The following is a 16,828-nucleotide window of genomic DNA, read 5'->3' on the forward strand; positions in this document are numbered from 1 at the left end:
TCCTTATTTAAGATTTATTTTAATTGGATTTGTTGAACCTTGATAATTTTTATCAGTGTCATTAGCGGTGATTACTACATATAAATCTCCTGCTTTTTGGTTTTGATTACTTACATCAATTTGACCTTGGGTATCACTAAAATAATTAATAATTGGAGTTGCTAAATTTGGATTTAAATTATTTAATTCAGTTGTATTTTTAATTGTTGTATCTAATAATTTATTCTTTTTAGTAGTATCAGCAGTAATATTAGTTGTTAATGTTGTAATTTCTGCACTTAAATATTTTTTATTAACAATACCACATAACATTCATCTTGATTCTGTTTCTGAGTTTGACATATAAGGAATAGATTCTCCTGTTACTTGTCCACCAACTAAATATCTTTTAGGAACTTTACCATCTTTAATATCTTCAACATATATACTAGTTTGTTGTAGCATATATCTTTTCATTGCTTTTGGTGTTGCTAAAACAAAGTTCATAATTTGATTTTTATTTTCAGTATTTTTAAATGTCATATAATCATCCATAACAATTTGACATAATACACCTTTAATATATAAATTTGTTCCATTTAATCTTAATTGTTGTGCTAATTGATTATCAGTAATTAAACCTTTATTATCTGCTAAATAAACTAAACTATCATAAAGACTATTTGTTATAAAAAATTTACAATTATTACTATTTCTTAATTGAAATAAAGTATTTCATGCTGATAACATTGATTTTAAATATCCTACTGGTGTTGTATCAGTAATGTATACTTTTTTGGCAGATTTAGCAATTGTATTTGTATCATTATTTGCTAAATAATCTGCTAAATCATTAGCAACTTCATATTGCATACTTTCTAATAAATTTTGCCCATTATCTGCAAATAAATCAACTTCACCAATCATTTCCCCTGTACTGGCTTCTTTTGTAATTACTTTATTAATTTTATCAGTATCAACATAACCCACTTCTAATCCTTTACTTTTGTCATTTCAATGAAGTATTTTGAATGTTGGGTCTTTTGGTTTTTTAACTATAAATTCAATGTTTGTAGAATTAACCATTTCAATTGGGAAAAAACTTGCTCATGGACTATTTGATTGTTTATAAAATTCTATAAATTCAGGTGCTTCTACTAATTTTGTAGTATTATCTAAATTTTGTTTAAATGGTACTGGATTTGGCATTTTAAATTTTCCTTTCTTTTATAAATTATTTTTCTTTTTATAATCTAATAAACTACTTTTTATTGAAGTTTGTTCATTTGTTAATATTGTTTCTTGTTTACCGCCTGTATTAATTGGTTCTTTAAATACTGGTTGTTCTTTAATCATTTTTTTAATAGTTTCTTCAATTTTTGAATTTTCTATATTACTAGTTTTAAATTTTAAATAATCATAAAATTCTTTTTTAACTTGATATTTTTTAAATATATTAATCATTTCTTTTTCTTTAATTTCTTGATTAAGTTTATTTAATTTATTTTCTAATTCAACAATTTTGGTTTCTTGTTCTTGTTGTAAATCATGATTTTCAGTTAAAGGTTCATTTGTTTCTGAAACATTAGTTTCATTTTCTAACATTTAAATCACACCTTTATTATTTATTTTCTTTATTAATTTTTTCATTTAATTTTGCTAATTTTTTTTGATGTTTTATTACTTTATTATTTGCTCTAACATGTTTTGGAGTTGAAATAAATCTTTTTAATAAAACAATAATTTCTCGACAAATTAATATACCCGTACTTATTCCAATTGTTTCAAGTGCTTTTAAAAATTCTTTCATTTTTATATTTTCCTTTCTTCTATATTCTATTTATTGGTACAGTAGTTGATTGATAAGGTCTTCTATTTGCATCAAATATTACATCTTCTGTTTCATTTGAATGATAACTATTTATACTTGCATTATCATTTACTAATCTTGATGTTTCATTAGTAAATGGTGTTTCTTGCATTTCAGTATTAATATGATTAGTTTCTATTGGTAGTAAATTATGGATAATTTCACTTCTTCCTGCAACTATTGTTGGAATAGCATAAGCATTATTAAAGTCATTATTAATACCCATAGCAACACCACTTGAAATTAATGCTCCACCAGTAATCATATTTGCAATTTTTCTTACATTTTCAAATTTACTAGGTATTAATTCAGTAATTCCTGCAATTAAATTAGCAATACCATATGAATTTAAAGATAAATATGTATCTCAATCCATTAAATTATTATGATTATTATTTGCATTTAATAATAAATTTGGTGGTCATGGTGGAGTATCTGTTGTTGTAGTACTTGGTGTTGTACTAGTAGTTATAGGAATAGGTGTTGTTGGATTAACTGGTTCAATTATTTCATGTATAAATTTACTATAATTTGCTAATCCAATTGTTCCTAATCCTAATAATATTTTTTTAGAACTATTAAGTAATTTAGTTTTAGTACTAGGCATTTGATTTAAATTTCATATATCAATTCCTAATTTCTGAACTTGTCAAGAAAAGTGGACAATAAAAGTAACCTTTTATTAAATTTTATAAAATAGCGTTTGTAAGTGTTAAATTTATAGGTATGAACTAATTATTTGTTGGTTTGGAATGAGCTAATCGATATTCGATTGGACTCATTCCTTTTAATTTTATTTGAGGTCGATAATTATTATAAAAGTAAATATATTTAGGTAAGTTGTCTTGTATTCATTCAATAGTTCTATTTTTTCTTGGAATTTGATATAGAAATTCTGTTTTCATTGTTCCAAATCAAGTTTCAGTAGCACCATTATCACAGGAATTACCTCTTCTAGACATTGAAATTTTTATTTTTAATTCATCACATAAAATTTTATAAGAAGGATTTGTATAGTGAAATCCTTGATCTGATTGTAAAATTCATGAAGTAGGTTTTTGAGCATTAACTCAAGCTTGGATAATGTTTTGGACAACAAATGTCATGTCTAAACTTGCACTTATTTTATAATCTAATATTTCATTATTATGAAAATCTTTAACAATTGATAAATAATATGTTTTACCATTAGTTAATAAATAAGTTATATCAGTACCTAATTTTTCATTTAAATTAGTAGTTGAAAAATCACGTTTTAATAAATTATCATATCTTAAACTTCCTGATTTAGTTCTATAATCAAATTTTTTTATGCGAACCTTAGCTTTTAAACTCATATTTTTCATATATCTATATACAATATGAAATTTTAATTTTAAATTATAAATTTTGTTAATTCATAAAGTTATCATTTTATAACCATAAATTTCTTGAAATTCATAAAAAATATTTTTAATTATATTAGCTAAAAATGTATCTCATTTATTAAATTCATTCATTCCATTCTTAATTCACTTATAATATCCTGATTTTGAAACATTTAATAATCAACATAAATAACTAATCTGATATTTTTTCTTCAATGAGAAAATCACAAAATATTTCTTCTTTTTTGTCGATTTTTCTAAATACTTTTTTATATCGTTCATTGCCTCAATATATTCAATTAATTCTTGTTTTGTCATTTCATTAAAATTTAAAGATTTGGGTCGACCTGTTCTTTTGGTTTTTTTAGCACGAATTCCATTGCCATATTCTAAACCTTTTTCACCTAATAATTTATATGCTTTAATTCATTCTTTTATTGATGATCGACCAATACCATACTCTAATGCGGTTTTATCAATTGTTTTAATTTTACTTATTTTTATTATTTTTAACTTTTCTTCTTTTGATAGTCATTTAGCCATAAAAAAATGAACACCTTCCTTAAAGTATTTTTAACACAAAGGTTACAATTCTGTGTCTACTTTATTCTAGATGTTCATTTCTTACTAAACAATAAAGCATTAATACTTCCTAATACTGGAGTTTCTAATAATTGACCATAATAAGCACTTGTACCTATCATTGCTGATAAGGGACTTATTCCAGTTCTTATTAATTTCATTAATGTATAATTATTTGATTGTACAATGGTATCATTTGGCATTTTCATCTACTCCTTCTAAACTTGTTCTTTTTTTAATAAATACTTCTACTCAACCTGTGTAATTAATATTATCTCCCACTAAAATAGCAGTATTTGCATGAGGTTGAGAAACAACTAAATATTCAGCAATTACATTAGGATATTTTCATAAAATCAATGCTTTTATATCTTTACTATCTGTTAAATCATTTGGATTTGGTGAAAATATTTCTATTTTATCTTGACCAAATAAATCTTTTAATTTAATCATTATCAAATTCACCATCCTCTATTTTCATCATTAATTCATCTAAACGACTAATTATTTGATTTAATTTCATATAACAATATACAATTTGTGATTTTTCATAACAAATTTCTTTCATTAATTTTTCTTTATTCATTATCAAAATCACCATTTTTTATTTTTTCTACCATTCTATGGTAACAACATACAGATATTATTAATTCATCTAATTTTTTTTGTAATTGTTCTGCTTCTTTATTTTGTGATTTTATAATTTCAGTGTAATATTCAATTATTTTTTCTTTGTTCATATTTATATCTCCTTATTTTCAATTTGATTAGCAATTGAATTCAATAGTTTTAATACTTTATATTCATTTTTTAAATCTTTAATTATATAAATTAAAAATATTATTAATGTTATACTTGTTATTAATATTGGTACTATTAATAAAATTTTTCATAATATCATTTTTTACTCTTTTCATTTTTTAAATCATTTAACATTAATTGAACAAAATGCACGATTTTTAGGAATGTTTAAAGTGTTAAAGATTTGACCAGTTACAATAATTTCATCGTTTTTGTTTAATAAAATACAGCGTCTATAAAGTTTTGGTTTATTAAAAATTAAAGTAACATAGTTTAATCCATTTCATTGACCACGAACACTATAATATAATTCTTTGTCACCTTTTTCATAATGCTTTGCTTCAATAGTGTTACTCAGTTTTACTGTTAATTTGACATAATTTGCTTTCTCTTTCATTTTTATAATTCCTTAAATAATATTGAATATGCTTATATGCATCTTGTTCATGTTTTGTTAATTTTATATTTCCTTTATAATTTTCTATTTTGTTTTTATTTTTAGGATGATTTTCTAAATAATCTCAATTCATAACATCTTGTACTAATACCATTAATGCACCAATAATTTTAGGTGTTGCTAATGGATTAGTTAATAATTGTTTTGAACTTAAAAAGAATTTTGGGACTTTCCAGCAATCTGTGTAACTTAGTGATTTTACAACTAAAATTTATTTAAAAAACACAGTTTTTAGGAAAGTCCCAAAATTCTACAATAACTAATATTTTTTTATCAATAAATTTTTCTTGAATTAATTGCAATTTTTCTTTATACATATTTTTAGTTCATAAAACAGTTAATGTATTGAATGTTCCATTAAAAACAATATTATTAGTTTCATTTGAATATATAACAATTCCATTATTACCAATACCAGCAGGGTCAATTCCAATAATTAAGTCATATTTCATTATTAATCAAATTCTCTGCATTGTATTTTATTAATTAAAATTTTAATAATATCAATTGAACCTTTTAATTTATTTAAATAATATATGTCTTTTTTTTATTATATTGTTCTATATCACTATCTAAAATTAAATTTAATCAACTAATTAATTTTTGTTTATCCATATTTATACCTTCTACTTAACCTAATATTTAAAATACAGTCATAACAAATTGCTTTACTATTTTTATCTCTTAAAAAATATTTTCTTGTTTTTATATCATTAGTATTAAAGAATAAATAATCTAATTTATTTTGTTTACATGTTCAACAAAAATACTTTTTCATTATGAGTTGAAATTTCCTTATAAGAAGTAACTATATAATTAATTGGTAAATCATCATGTTTATATGGATTATTTATTTTAAAGCCTTTTCTGTTTTCTTCTCACGTAATGTTATATTTAAAACAAGGATTAGTAATTTTAGTTTTGTTATCTGTTATTTCACCCATAAATCAACTATTATGCTGTTCATAAAATGTTAATTGTTCAAGTTTTATGTCATTAAGATAATATTCTTTTGGAGGGGTTGATTTATTAACAGTTATTTTTTGGTCTTTAATATATGGTTCTAATAATTTTATTAATTCATTACCACTTAATTCTCTTTTAATATTTTCTAAATTAAAAACTCAATATGTATATTTATCATCAGCAATAAAACTATTATTTTTAAGCATTCATTTTGGACATTGTAATTTATATTCACCATAATCAATAAGAATAGATTGTAGTCTATCTTTTACAATTTGTTCTTTTTTAAATTCTATTTGCATAATAATTCTTTCCTAATATGTTCTGTTGCTTCTAGCATAAAGAACATATATTTTTATTTTTAGATTATTAATAATACTACTATTCGTTTTATTCATTCCAGCAATTCTGGGCTCAAAAATAAATTGTGAAATTTTAAAAAACATTGAGGCATTCGATTCAATATTTATTTAATTTGCGTTTAGCAAATTAATATTTTAATTGAACCGGCACCGCTCAATTTTTTTTACAAGTTTGAAATTTATTTTCTCGCCCAAAAAATTTTTCAAAAAAAAATAAAAAATAAAACCAACACTTGCTCACTTGGTAGTGGCAAGGTTGGTTAAATAAAGAATAATAGTTGGTCCCCACTCCGGGTCTATATATACTAGTTTCCAATCCGCTCCCACCCCAAGGATTACCATTAAATGGTTAGTATATTTTATTAGGCATCATCCACTTTTTATTTATTCATGCAAGTCCACATGCTAGCCACTATTTTGAACAACTGTGTTGTGGTTCACTTTTTTAATTCCTTAACACGTGTTGATAATAGTATTAAAGACGGTTATTAAAAATTTTAAAATTTTACAATTACAAAAAAAGACGATTTTTTATTCTCGTCTTTTGTCATTTATTTTTAATTTAAGGGTTTAAAAAAAATTAGGAAGTTATTTTTGAAAATGATTAGTTATCGACATCTTCGACACGCTCCCATTTTGGGAGCATACCGATGTTGTCAATAATATTCAAATTTGTCTTAAAATTATAAAGTTAGACGAGAATAATTTTGACTTTAATATGCAATTGTATGTTAATCTTAACACTTGAAAAATATTAGTCAACAATAATACTTACTTTTATAACTCAAAAATTCTTATTAAAGTATTTTTAATAAGTTTTATTTTATTTTTCATTTTTTAAAAATTTTAATTTATAATAACTGGATGGCAGTATTTATTTGATAGCATTTAAAATTAACCATTTTTGTATACATATCAATGTTATATGTTCTATCACCAATCATTTTTTTTAAAATTTGTTTAATATTAGTTTCAGTAAAGCAACCAATATTTTCAACTAGTGCTTGGTTTAATACACCATCTTTTGCATTAATAAAATAACCAACTTTTAATTTTTTATATTTTAAAGTTAATGATTGTAAAAAATCAATTAATTCATAATATTGACCTTTGGAAAATAAATTTATTGCATTTTGATAGTGTAATTTAGCAATTTTATCTTTTTTTCTTCCTGCCATTATGCCAAGAAATAAAACATGGAAAGCATGAAATTTATCTAAAATAAATTTAGCATTTAAAATTGTAGCAGTTTTTTTAATTCATTTTGCACTATCTCCACAAACTATTAAATTTGCTTGGTCAAAATTTTCAAAAAATAAATTACCATATTTTTCAATTAATTTTGCAGTTTTTTCAGCACCAATTTCTGTTTTTGATACTCTTATTTGACATGCTGCTCTTTTATTAATTAATTTACCATTCTTCTTTTTGCCAGTACAAAATACTAATAATCTCATTGAACATTTTTTACAATTTTTAGTATTGTGTTTTTCATTAAACTTAAATTTTCGATGACCATCATCAATATTGATGTATAAATTTTGATTTGGTTGTAATGGTATTTTGGGAATATTTGCTTTTGGTAATTCAAATTTTTGATATGTTCTACAAACTGTACTATTACTTATTAAATCTTCAATAAAAGTATCACAAACATCACGATACTTTTTATCATCAGCAAAATATTTTAAAATTTGTTTAATAACATTTGGTGCAAGCTTACTATATTTTTTAACACCAAGATAATTATCTAATAAAGATACGTATTCAGTTTTTTGTTTTTCTATGTTATAATAAGTACAAATACGTCGTTTATAATTTAGTAAACCTTTTTTTTTAATTTTCTTTTTCTAAATCTATATGATTTATATTCAGATTTATTACATGTATTTCATAAATAATCATCTATTTTTTGAAATAACTCTTCTGTTTGTTTTAAACTTAATTCATCTTGATTAAAATCGTGTTTGTCTCAATCAAAATGATTAGGGAATGGCAATATAAACATTTTTAATGTTCCTTTCTAAATTTGGTTTGTTAATAATTTAAGTTTATTTTTTTTAAAATGAGGAGTAAATATGGCTTTTATTACTAGTTATGCACAATTAAATAAAAAATATAATCTTAATTTTAGTGATAATAATTATGGTTTTAGTTGAGATATTTTTAAAGAATTTGTTGGTGATGAATGAGCAGAATATTTTACTACTAATTGTTTTTATCGTTTTGTTCCAACTGCACGTGGAACAAGAAAAACTTGAAACTGTTTAGCATTTGATTTATTTATATGCTGTAATTTTAGTGATAGTAGTGTTCAAGAAGTAAGACGCTATGAAAATACTCATAGTGAAACTACAATTGGTGCTTTAATGAATGTTTGTCAAGTTTTATTAGATACATATAATATTAATTTATTACCTAATAATCCACATGGTATTAAATGAAAAATAACTAAGGATGGTGGATGTATTATTTTTCCTAATAATCAACAAATTGACTTTATTGGTTATGCTAATGGTAATAAAATTTTTGGAAAAGAAGCAGGCGGTTCAAGTTTTTTAGGTTCAAGAACAGATGAAATTATTATGGCAGAAGAAAAAGAAACTTTGACAGAAAAGCAATTAACATATCGATATGAAAGATTACAAAAATCTATGTTTAGAAGTAATCGTATTAAAGTATCAAAAGAACCTATTAAAGAGTGAAGTTGAACATTTATTGATAAAAATATATATAGTTCTACTTTTGGAAAATTGATTACTCGTTATTTTTATAAAAGTTTTTTCATTACGTTTACATGTAATCCATACGATAAATACCACCCATTTTATTTAAAATACTGTACGCCATTTTTACCATTAAATGATAAAGTGATGGAAAATCTTAAAAAAGTTGGTAAAATTTATTATGAAAATCAAGATATGTTTAGTGGTTTAGGTTTATTTGTTTTAAGATTTACTATTCAACCATTTTGAAATAAATTACCAGATATTCAAAAAAGAACATTATTAGAAATGAAAAAAAGTAATCCTGATGAATTTAATACTGTTTTTTATGGTTTTGAATTTTTAGATAGTGATGCAACAATTTTTCCATTTCAAAAAACTGTAAAATATTGACAATTATATGAGTTAAAACAATTTTATAATCAAGAAAAAGATATGTATAAATTTGATTTTTATAGTGTTGGCATTGATTGAGCTACTGGACCAAAAGACCATACTGTGTTTATGGTAGTTGGTTTTAAAGAATATAATAATACTGGTTATTATGATGCTTATATTATTTGTGAATTAGTAGTTACTCCAAATGACTTTATAAATGAAAATGAAAAAATTAATGCTTATGCAAATGAAATTTTAGGATTAATAGACAATTTTGAGAATTTTGAACAAGCAATTTATTTTTATGATGATAAAGCAAGAACAGCAATTGATTGATTAAATCAAAAATTAATAGATGAACATAATACAATTTTAATAACACAAACTGCTATTAAACATAATTCTAATTTAAATCAAGAAGCCAGATTAACTAATAGAGTAGTTTGAATGAGAAATATTATGAGTTATGGAAACTTTTATGCAAATAAAGATGATTTACCAAAAACGACTCAATGTTTAGAAGAATTACGTTATGATGAAACAAAAACTAACATTCCTGACAAAACTATGTATCAAGACCCTTATGATACGTTGTTTTATGCACTATATCCATATAAAAATGTAATTAGGGGTAAAAATAATGCTACTGTGAAAAAAAGTATCTTCACATTTGCAATATAACAAATAAGTTATATATAATTAATAGTATAGATATCATAAAATAAACGCCTTTAATTTAGGAGTTATTTTTGTTTAAAAGCATACTTGTAAAAATTTCAAAAAATGCTTACAATTAATCAATAAAATGTTAAAAATTAAGGAGTAAATTATGATGAATAAAGAAAAATCATTAAAAGTTGTAAATAATTTGAAATCTTTAAAAAAGATTTTACAAAATGAATGTTGTTTGTCAAAGTAAAAATTGTAATAACAAATGAAGTAATATTGTATTACTAGAATTAAAATCAACAACATTTAGTCTTTTTCTTTGTGAAAATCATGCAATTAATTTAGAATATGAATTATTACCAAAATGATTAAAAACTTGTGAAAAATTAAGAAAAAATAAAAAGGAGAGATTTATTATGAAAACATGAATAAAAACAAATTTAAGTAAAATAACATTAGCATTAGCACTAACTGGTGCTACAACTGGAACAATTGGATTAATCATGGGGGGTGCTTACCCATAATATGGAAAATTACTATTTAAAACCAAATGGCGAAAAAGTATATGGAACAACAACTATTTGATGAAATAAATTTTTGAGTCCAAACAAAACTTCTTTATACTTCAATACTGTAAAAGAGCATAGTGAAGATATAAAATGAGATGGTAAATATACACAAAATTATTTTAATAAATAAAATTTATTGATATATAATATTTTTATAAACTTTATATAAGTTTTTAACTTATTGTTTTATTAAAAATAAAATGGTTATTTTATCTTGAAAGGAAGAAATTTTATGATTAAAAATGTATTTCAACAAATGTATAAGTATTCTAATAAAAATATATTAAGAGATTTGCGAGAAACCAAAAAAATAATTGATTTTATAGAAACATATAAAATTAATTGTAAGGGAGACCCAGAATTTGATGGTCTTGATAAATCAGACATTAAAGAAATTTTTGGTTTTATGTGAAAAGATAGATTGATTGATGAAAAAGAAAAGTTCATTAAACTTGGTTTAGACTATATTAATCAACCAATTACCTTTTCAAATCAAAAAGAATTAAAAAAATTTTTAGATAACACAAATTATATTTTAAAACAAAATAAATTTTTAACAAATCAATCAGAGTGAAATATGAAAACAGGAATAAGTTTTAAATCTGAAAAACTTTGAGATGGAAAACATTTATCAAATTGTAAAGATGAAATAAATTCTTTTGATTTACAAAATCAACAATTACCAAATAAATATAAAAATAACGCACTTAAAATATAATTTAAATTTCTAAATTTATATAAGAAGTATTTTCATTATATTTGAGGCTTTTATGTAATCTGTGTATCTTTGTTTTACAAAGTACTAGTTTAGATTAATTCTATCTTCAAATTTTATCATAAAATGAGCAATTGCTGTATTTCAATTTTGAATGGGCATTGTTCATTTTTTTGTTATATTTTCAATTGCTAAATAAAATATTTTAAAAACTGCCATATCATTAGGAAAAACTTTTTTATTTCTGATAACTTTTCGTAATTGACTATTTACAGATTCAATAGCATTTGTTGTATAAATCACTCTTTTAATTTCTGCAGGATAACTAATAAAAACAATTAAATTATCTCAATTTTTATATCAAGATTTAGCAATTTGAGGATATTGTTTATTTCACTTATTTTCAAAGGATTCTAAAGCCTGCATTGCTTGTTCTTCACTACATGCAGTATAAATTGGTTTTAAATCTGCAACTAGAGATTTTCTATGCTTATATGAGACATATTTCAAACTATTTCTAATTTGATGAACTATGCATAATTGATGTTCTGTTTTAAGATAAACTGATTGTATTGCTTCTGACATGCCTGTTAAATTATCACTGCAGGCAATAAGAATATCATTTAAGCCACGATTTTTCATTTCTGTTAAATTTGCTAATCAAAATTTAGCACCTTCATTTTCACTAATTCATAAACCTAAAACATCTTTTTTACCTTCTAAATCAACTCCTAAAGCTATATAAACTGATTTATTAATAATCCTTTTATCTTGTCGTACTTTCACTATTATGCAATCAAAATAAACAATCGGATAGACACTTTCTAATGGTCGATTTTGCCATGCTTTTACATCATCAATAACATCATCAGTAATTTGACTAATAACACTTTCACTAATATCAGCACCATGATATAACTCTTGTAATTGCATTCTAATATCTGATAATGTCATACCTTTTGCATATAAAGAAAGAACTTGTTGATCAAAACCATCAAATCTTCTTTGTCTTTTTGCAACTATTACAGGATTAAAATTACTATTGCGATCTCGTGGTACATCAATCTCAATTTTACCTTGTTGAGTTATTAATTTTTTTGAACTTATACCATTACGAGCATTGTCACTATTACTATGTTGATTCTTATCATATCCTAAATAATTTTGCATCTCAGAATTCAACATTTTTTCTACTAATCTTTTTGTTAATTCTTTATACAATTCTCCCTCTTTAAAAACTGTTGTTAAATCTTCAGTATTTTCTAATAATAAATCTACTGCTTTTGATATTGGATCATTATTATTAATATTTTGCTTTTTAGCCATCTGTAACTCACTCTTTCTAGTCATTTAATTATATTTACTAGAATTAATTAAACATAGTTATTTTTGTAAGTTACACAGATTACTAAACATTACCTTATATTTATCAAATAAATTAATATTAGTTAGGTTTATTTCTTCTTTATTAGTTATTAAAATTAAATCATAATTACCAGCACCAAATATCCCACTAATTTCAATCCGATTTAATTTATTAATCGGATTTCTTGCTTGTAATTCAAATTCATTATTATTATCAATTTGTGAAATTTCTTTATAAAATTCTAATTTTGAAAATAATTGAGATTTATTTGAACCATATAAGTTTAAAGCATTTTCTACTTTATTATTGCTAATAATTGTTCTTGTAAAGTATTTACCATATTCACCATTACCTAATGTCCAATCTGCTGGAATTAATGACGGAATATTATTATTTTCTAATTCATTTGTAATAGATAATCAATTAAATTGGTTATCATCTAGTTTAAATAATTCATTTTGACTAATGTCATTATTTTTTAATTTAATATTATTAATATCAGTGAAATCAAAATATTCAGATTTTAATATTACTTTTATATCTTTAAATTCTCAAATTTCATCAGTAGTAGTATGTATAGGATTAGATTTTAATTCAAAATAATAAGGTAACAATAATTTGTAATCATCATTTAATTCTTTATTAATTGACACTACTGAATAAATATTATTTGATAACATAATAACTATTTGTTTAAATATTTTTATTTGTTCTAAATCAATATAATTTGGATAATCTAATTTTCATTGTTTAAATAAATTAGTAATTACATCATCTGGCTTTTGTCCTTCAAATTTAACTTTTAAATAAGCAATATGGTTATTTGGACTACCATTTTCATATTTTGCTCCATCAAAATTACGATTATAATTATATGTATAAGTTAGCATGTCTAATAATACTTTTTGTAAACTATCAATTGGTGGTCTATCTTTTATTTCAAGCTCAACATCATGAAATTTATTGGTTGTAGAAATAAATAAATTATAGTTACCTACTAAAAATCATGACTCTAATTTTTTATCTTTTAATTCTATTTCATCAGATAATGGTCATACATGTAAATTTTTAGAAACATCATAACCTAATTTAGCGTTTGTTACTCTTGCATTATTAATAATTTCTTTTCTTGTTTCAGTTCCCCCACCAATACAATTAAATCTAAAACTGATTTTTCTTGTCCTATAAATTGTTTTGCTAATTTTCAAGGTAAAATTTGTTCGCTAAATCATTGTTGTAATATTATAACTTTTGGTTGAGTTTCAATGGGCATTGATAATAGCGGAAATGCTATCTTATCTTTAACAAATAACTTTGGGTATACTTCCATATTGTCAACTTCACCAAGTACCTTTATATTTCCGAAAATCATGCTTCTAGGTGCTTTAATTTTTAAACCAGTAACTTTTGTATCTTTATCTAATGGTTTTTGTAATTTAATAATAATTGGATAACCATCTCTTGTTTTAAAATCTTTAATTTTAATAATAGTTATACTTTTAGTACTTCTTGTTTTTGGATTTTGATATGGTTGTGAATAATTATTAATGATATATAAATCATAAATATTATTTTCAGTTATGGGTTCATTAATAGATACAGCATATAACTTAAATTGATTTAATAAATTTATTTCTTGGAAAATTAAATTTTTAATATCAGTCATACTATATTCAATTGTATTATCATTAATATTAGTACTTGCTCTTTGATTTAATTGCATAGTAAAATCAGATGTTTCAACAGCAGTAGTTTTTAATACTTTATCAATATCAATAAAACCTATTTTAATAGTATTTGCTGAAAATTTTAAACTATTATTTTCATTATTTTTAAATAAACGTTCAATTTCATAAATATATATTGTTCTTTTTTTAAACTCATCATATGCTCTATTAATATCGGGGTCACTAGTAGCACTCATCATATTAGTAAAGTCATAAGAAATATTATCAATTAAATAATCATTTTCTACTTCTGCTTGATTAAGTTTAGTTTGTTTCTGTGGAAACTTCGTTTGTGGTTTGTTGTTGTTTTCCATTGTTCTCTCCTATTAATTGGTTATTTTCGGGATTAAATAATTTTAATTTAACAGTTAAATTATTAATTTCTTGTTCATCATTAATATTAAATGTTTTACTATTTAATAAATCTTTATCTAAACTTACTAATAATTGAATAAATTTAAGAATATCAATATTAAATTGTCATAATTTTTGTTCAATATAGTTAATAGTTGAAATATTAACTGCTGTACTTTCAGGGACTGATTGTTGTGCTGATTTCTTTTGACTTGGTATATGAATACCACAACGTTTAAATATTTCATTAACATTTCAATCGTATATATCAGTTAAATTTTTACCTTTAAAATTACTATTTGTCATATTGATATTTTCGTTTTGTTCATTATTATCTCCACCACTTTTAAATATGTAGTTTTTAGTAACTAATGTTCTTACTGCTTCTTCTAATGTTGATTGAACATTACCATAAGTTTGACTAAATATAAATTTAGGTGAATTTAAAATGGTATCTAAAACAATTTGTTCATAAATAACATCTAATGATTTAATTTTATCCATTACTTTATCACAATCTGCTTGTTCATTTGCTTTATTTCTCATAATTGCTATTGGTATATAATTGATATTTAGTATTTGTTCTTGTTCTAAATTAGGATTATTAATGAATGATTTAAAATCTAATGGAAATTGTTTTTTATTATCACTAATACTATAAATTGCACGATTAATAGTTACTTGTTCATTATTTAGTGTATAAACTTCAAATAATCTTACAGTTTGTGCATTTTGTTGATAACTATCATAAAAAATAGTACATTGAATTAATTTACCAGTAATATCATAAACTCTTTGTTGTATATCTACTACTTGAAAATATAAATCATCATTAGCAATATAAATTAAATAACCACTAATTCCTAATTTACTTAATTTAAAAATAGAATTTCAATTTTTTCTATAAAATTCTTGTTTAATTAAATATTGTTTAATAGTTTCATTATTAATGTCTAATGGAGCATTATATAAATTAGCATTATTTTCTGCTACAAAATCAGTGAAATAAGTTTCATGATTAAAATCATTAAAACCAAAATAATTTAAAATTGAAGCATGAGTACTTTTATTTTTATTACTTAAAAACTTTATTTTTTCACTTTGACTATCACTAATATTGCTTTTATCTTTCCTTTTAAATATACTTAACATAATATTCACCACCTTTCTTTAAAATATTTGATTAATTTTTAATATAATTTTTACAATAATAAATATAATTAAACCTGCTGTTGCAGATGATAGAATTACTCCAATTAAACCTAAAATAATTTTTATAATTTTAAAAAACATAATATTATTCCTGTAATTCTTGTAATTTTCATGTATTAACTTTATCATTACCTTTTAAAGAATAAATGGTAATAAATTTTGCATGATTAACTGATAAAACTAATACACTAGTATTATTGTTAAAAACTTCTATTGGTACACCTGCTATTCTTTTATCAGTTATAATAAATTCTTGAATTGCAAAAACTGGGTTATGTATATTTCAAGAATAATAAACTCTGTAACGTTTATTAACTATAAAATCATAAGTAATTTGTCAATTATCTCATTGATTTTTTTCTCTTGTTCCTACTTCTTTTCAATTTGAACCACTTGGACTTGGTTGTGGTTGTTTTTCTAATATTTCATTAATTGCTTGTAATAATTTTTTATTTTGAGTTTTTAATATCTTATATTCATTATTTTCTAATAAATCCTTACAAAGTAATGAATTTTCTTCATCATTTAATAAAATTTCATTTGTTTCAATATTATATTTAAAATAATCATTTGAAAATTTTTTATCTTTTATTTTTTCTTTTAATTCATTAATAGCCCCAACAATAGTTTTATTAGTAGTTTTTAAATTATTATCTTCTATATTTTGTTTTTTATCTAATAAATTATTAGTTTCTATTTTTGTATAATAATCACGTTCAGTACCTTCT

General features: G+C 22.6%; 24 protein-coding genes. 5 read left to right on the forward strand and 19 right to left on the reverse strand.

The window, feature by feature from the left end:
- Nucleotides 1–3 precede the first annotated feature (3 nt).
- The 5 genes from ACQH20_RS06015 to ACQH20_RS06035 form a co-directional block, all read right to left on the reverse strand.
- A complete protein-coding gene (locus tag ACQH20_RS06015; RefSeq protein WP_425376874.1) occupies nt 4–1,188 on the reverse strand; it encodes a hypothetical protein in 1,185 nt (394 codons plus the stop codon).
- An 18-nt stretch (nt 1,189–1,206) separates the two neighbouring features.
- Nucleotides 1,207–1,584: a hypothetical protein gene (locus ACQH20_RS06020; protein ID WP_425376875.1), complete on the reverse strand. Its 378-nt coding sequence runs from the start codon at nt 1,582–1,584 to the stop codon at nt 1,207–1,209.
- A gap of 16 nt (nt 1,585–1,600) precedes the next feature.
- The gene (locus ACQH20_RS06025; RefSeq protein ID WP_425376876.1) at nt 1,601–1,789 is read right to left on the reverse strand and encodes a hypothetical protein; all 189 of its coding nucleotides are present in this window, start codon (nt 1,787–1,789) and stop codon (nt 1,601–1,603) included.
- Nucleotides 1,790–1,808: 19 nt separating this feature from the next.
- Complete coding sequence (locus ACQH20_RS06030) at nt 1,809–2,456, reverse strand: hypothetical protein (RefSeq protein ID WP_425376877.1); 648 nt, start codon at nt 2,454–2,456, stop codon at nt 1,809–1,811.
- A gap of 124 nt (nt 2,457–2,580) precedes the next feature.
- Nucleotides 2,581–3,759, reverse strand: a complete 1,179-nt coding sequence (locus ACQH20_RS06035) for an IS3 family transposase (protein WP_425376543.1) — start codon at nt 3,757–3,759, stop codon at nt 2,581–2,583.
- Between the two features lie 6 nt (nt 3,760–3,765).
- On the opposite strand from ACQH20_RS06035, the gene ACQH20_RS06040 reads away from it, so the two are divergent.
- Complete coding sequence (locus ACQH20_RS06040; RefSeq protein WP_425376878.1) at nt 3,766–3,900, forward strand: hypothetical protein; 135 nt, start codon at nt 3,766–3,768, stop codon at nt 3,898–3,900.
- Nucleotides 3,901–3,969: 69 nt separating this feature from the next.
- Here the strand turns inward: ACQH20_RS06040 and ACQH20_RS06045 are convergent, their stop codons facing one another.
- From ACQH20_RS06045 to ACQH20_RS06090, 10 genes are all read right to left on the reverse strand, one after another.
- Nucleotides 3,970–4,251, reverse strand: coding sequence for a hypothetical protein (locus ACQH20_RS06045; protein WP_425376879.1), 282 nt, complete (start codon nt 4,249–4,251; stop codon nt 3,970–3,972).
- Entirely contained in the window at nt 4,244–4,384 is a 141-nt protein-coding gene (locus tag ACQH20_RS06050; protein WP_425376880.1) for a hypothetical protein, read from the reverse strand. The genes ACQH20_RS06045 and ACQH20_RS06050 overlap by 8 nt, the downstream gene beginning before the upstream one ends.
- Nucleotides 4,377–4,538, reverse strand: coding sequence for a hypothetical protein (locus ACQH20_RS06055; protein ID WP_425376881.1), 162 nt, complete (start codon nt 4,536–4,538; stop codon nt 4,377–4,379). The genes ACQH20_RS06050 and ACQH20_RS06055 overlap by 8 nt, the downstream gene beginning before the upstream one ends.
- A gap of 2 nt (nt 4,539–4,540) precedes the next feature.
- Nucleotides 4,541–4,699 carry a hypothetical protein gene (locus ACQH20_RS06060; RefSeq protein WP_425376882.1) on the reverse strand — a complete coding sequence of 53 codons (159 nt, stop codon included), beginning with the start codon at nt 4,697–4,699 and terminating at the stop codon, nt 4,541–4,543.
- 3 nt (nt 4,700–4,702) lie between these two features.
- Entirely contained in the window at nt 4,703–4,996 is a 294-nt protein-coding gene (locus ACQH20_RS06065) for a hypothetical protein (RefSeq protein ID WP_425376883.1), read from the reverse strand.
- Nucleotides 4,950–5,150 (reverse strand): hypothetical protein, encoded by a 201-nt coding sequence (locus ACQH20_RS06070; protein WP_425376884.1) that lies wholly within the window; start codon nt 5,148–5,150, stop codon nt 4,950–4,952. The genes ACQH20_RS06065 and ACQH20_RS06070 overlap by 47 nt, the downstream gene beginning before the upstream one ends.
- Before the next feature lie 121 nt (nt 5,151–5,271).
- Complete coding sequence (locus ACQH20_RS06075; protein WP_425376885.1) at nt 5,272–5,529, reverse strand: hypothetical protein; 258 nt, start codon at nt 5,527–5,529, stop codon at nt 5,272–5,274.
- Nucleotides 5,530–5,805: 276 nt separating this feature from the next.
- Nucleotides 5,806–6,324 carry a hypothetical protein gene (locus tag ACQH20_RS06080; protein ID WP_425376886.1) on the reverse strand — a complete coding sequence of 173 codons (519 nt, stop codon included), beginning with the start codon at nt 6,322–6,324 and terminating at the stop codon, nt 5,806–5,808.
- 911 nt (nt 6,325–7,235) lie between these two features.
- Nucleotides 7,236–8,225 (reverse strand): Mbov_0401 family ICE element transposase-like protein, encoded by a 990-nt coding sequence (locus tag ACQH20_RS06085; protein ID WP_425377595.1) that lies wholly within the window; start codon nt 8,223–8,225, stop codon nt 7,236–7,238.
- Nucleotides 8,204–8,392: a hypothetical protein gene (locus ACQH20_RS06090; RefSeq protein WP_425376864.1), complete on the reverse strand. Its 189-nt coding sequence runs from the start codon at nt 8,390–8,392 to the stop codon at nt 8,204–8,206. The genes ACQH20_RS06085 and ACQH20_RS06090 overlap by 22 nt, the downstream gene beginning before the upstream one ends.
- Nucleotides 8,393–8,462: 70 nt before the next feature.
- Here ACQH20_RS06090 and ACQH20_RS06095 point away from each other — a divergent pair, with 70 nt between their 5' ends.
- The 4 genes from ACQH20_RS06095 to ACQH20_RS06110 all read left to right on the forward strand — a co-directional run bounded on the left by ACQH20_RS06095 (nt 8,463) and on the right by ACQH20_RS06110 (nt 11,444).
- Nucleotides 8,463–10,169 (forward strand): hypothetical protein, encoded by a 1,707-nt coding sequence (locus ACQH20_RS06095; RefSeq protein ID WP_425376865.1) that lies wholly within the window; start codon nt 8,463–8,465, stop codon nt 10,167–10,169.
- Nucleotides 10,170–10,384: 215 nt separating this feature from the next.
- On the forward strand, nt 10,385–10,681 hold the full coding sequence (locus ACQH20_RS06100) for a hypothetical protein (protein WP_425376866.1): 297 nt from the start codon (nt 10,385–10,387) through the stop codon (nt 10,679–10,681).
- Between the two features lies 1 nt (nt 10,682).
- A complete protein-coding gene (locus ACQH20_RS06105; RefSeq protein WP_425376867.1) occupies nt 10,683–10,856 on the forward strand; it encodes a hypothetical protein in 174 nt (57 codons plus the stop codon).
- A gap of 102 nt (nt 10,857–10,958) precedes the next feature.
- Nucleotides 10,959–11,444, forward strand: coding sequence for a hypothetical protein (locus ACQH20_RS06110; RefSeq protein WP_425376868.1), 486 nt, complete (start codon nt 10,959–10,961; stop codon nt 11,442–11,444).
- Nucleotides 11,445–11,528: 84 nt separating this feature from the next.
- Here the strand turns inward: ACQH20_RS06110 and ACQH20_RS06115 are convergent, their stop codons facing one another.
- The 4 genes from ACQH20_RS06115 to ACQH20_RS06130 are packed head-to-tail and all read right to left on the reverse strand — an operon-like array spanning nt 11,529 to nt 16,040.
- Nucleotides 11,529–12,767, reverse strand: a complete 1,239-nt coding sequence (locus ACQH20_RS06115) for an IS256 family transposase (protein ID WP_425377562.1) — start codon at nt 12,765–12,767, stop codon at nt 11,529–11,531.
- 57 nt (nt 12,768–12,824) lie between these two features.
- The gene (locus tag ACQH20_RS06120) at nt 12,825–14,015 is read right to left on the reverse strand and encodes a hypothetical protein (protein WP_425376869.1); all 1,191 of its coding nucleotides are present in this window, start codon (nt 14,013–14,015) and stop codon (nt 12,825–12,827) included.
- Nucleotides 13,907–14,848 (reverse strand): hypothetical protein, encoded by a 942-nt coding sequence (locus tag ACQH20_RS06125; RefSeq protein WP_425376870.1) that lies wholly within the window; start codon nt 14,846–14,848, stop codon nt 13,907–13,909. Before ACQH20_RS06125 ends, ACQH20_RS06120 begins: the two co-directional genes overlap by 109 nt.
- The gene (locus ACQH20_RS06130; protein WP_425376871.1) at nt 14,799–16,040 is read right to left on the reverse strand and encodes a hypothetical protein; all 1,242 of its coding nucleotides are present in this window, start codon (nt 16,038–16,040) and stop codon (nt 14,799–14,801) included. The genes ACQH20_RS06125 and ACQH20_RS06130 overlap by 50 nt, the downstream gene beginning before the upstream one ends.
- Nucleotides 16,041–16,828: the final 788 nt, after the last annotated feature.

This window comes from Spiroplasma endosymbiont of Aleiodes alternator (genome assembly GCF_964031135.1).
Lineage (GTDB): Bacteria > Bacillota_I > Bacilli_A > Mycoplasmatales > VBWQ01 > Spiroplasma_E.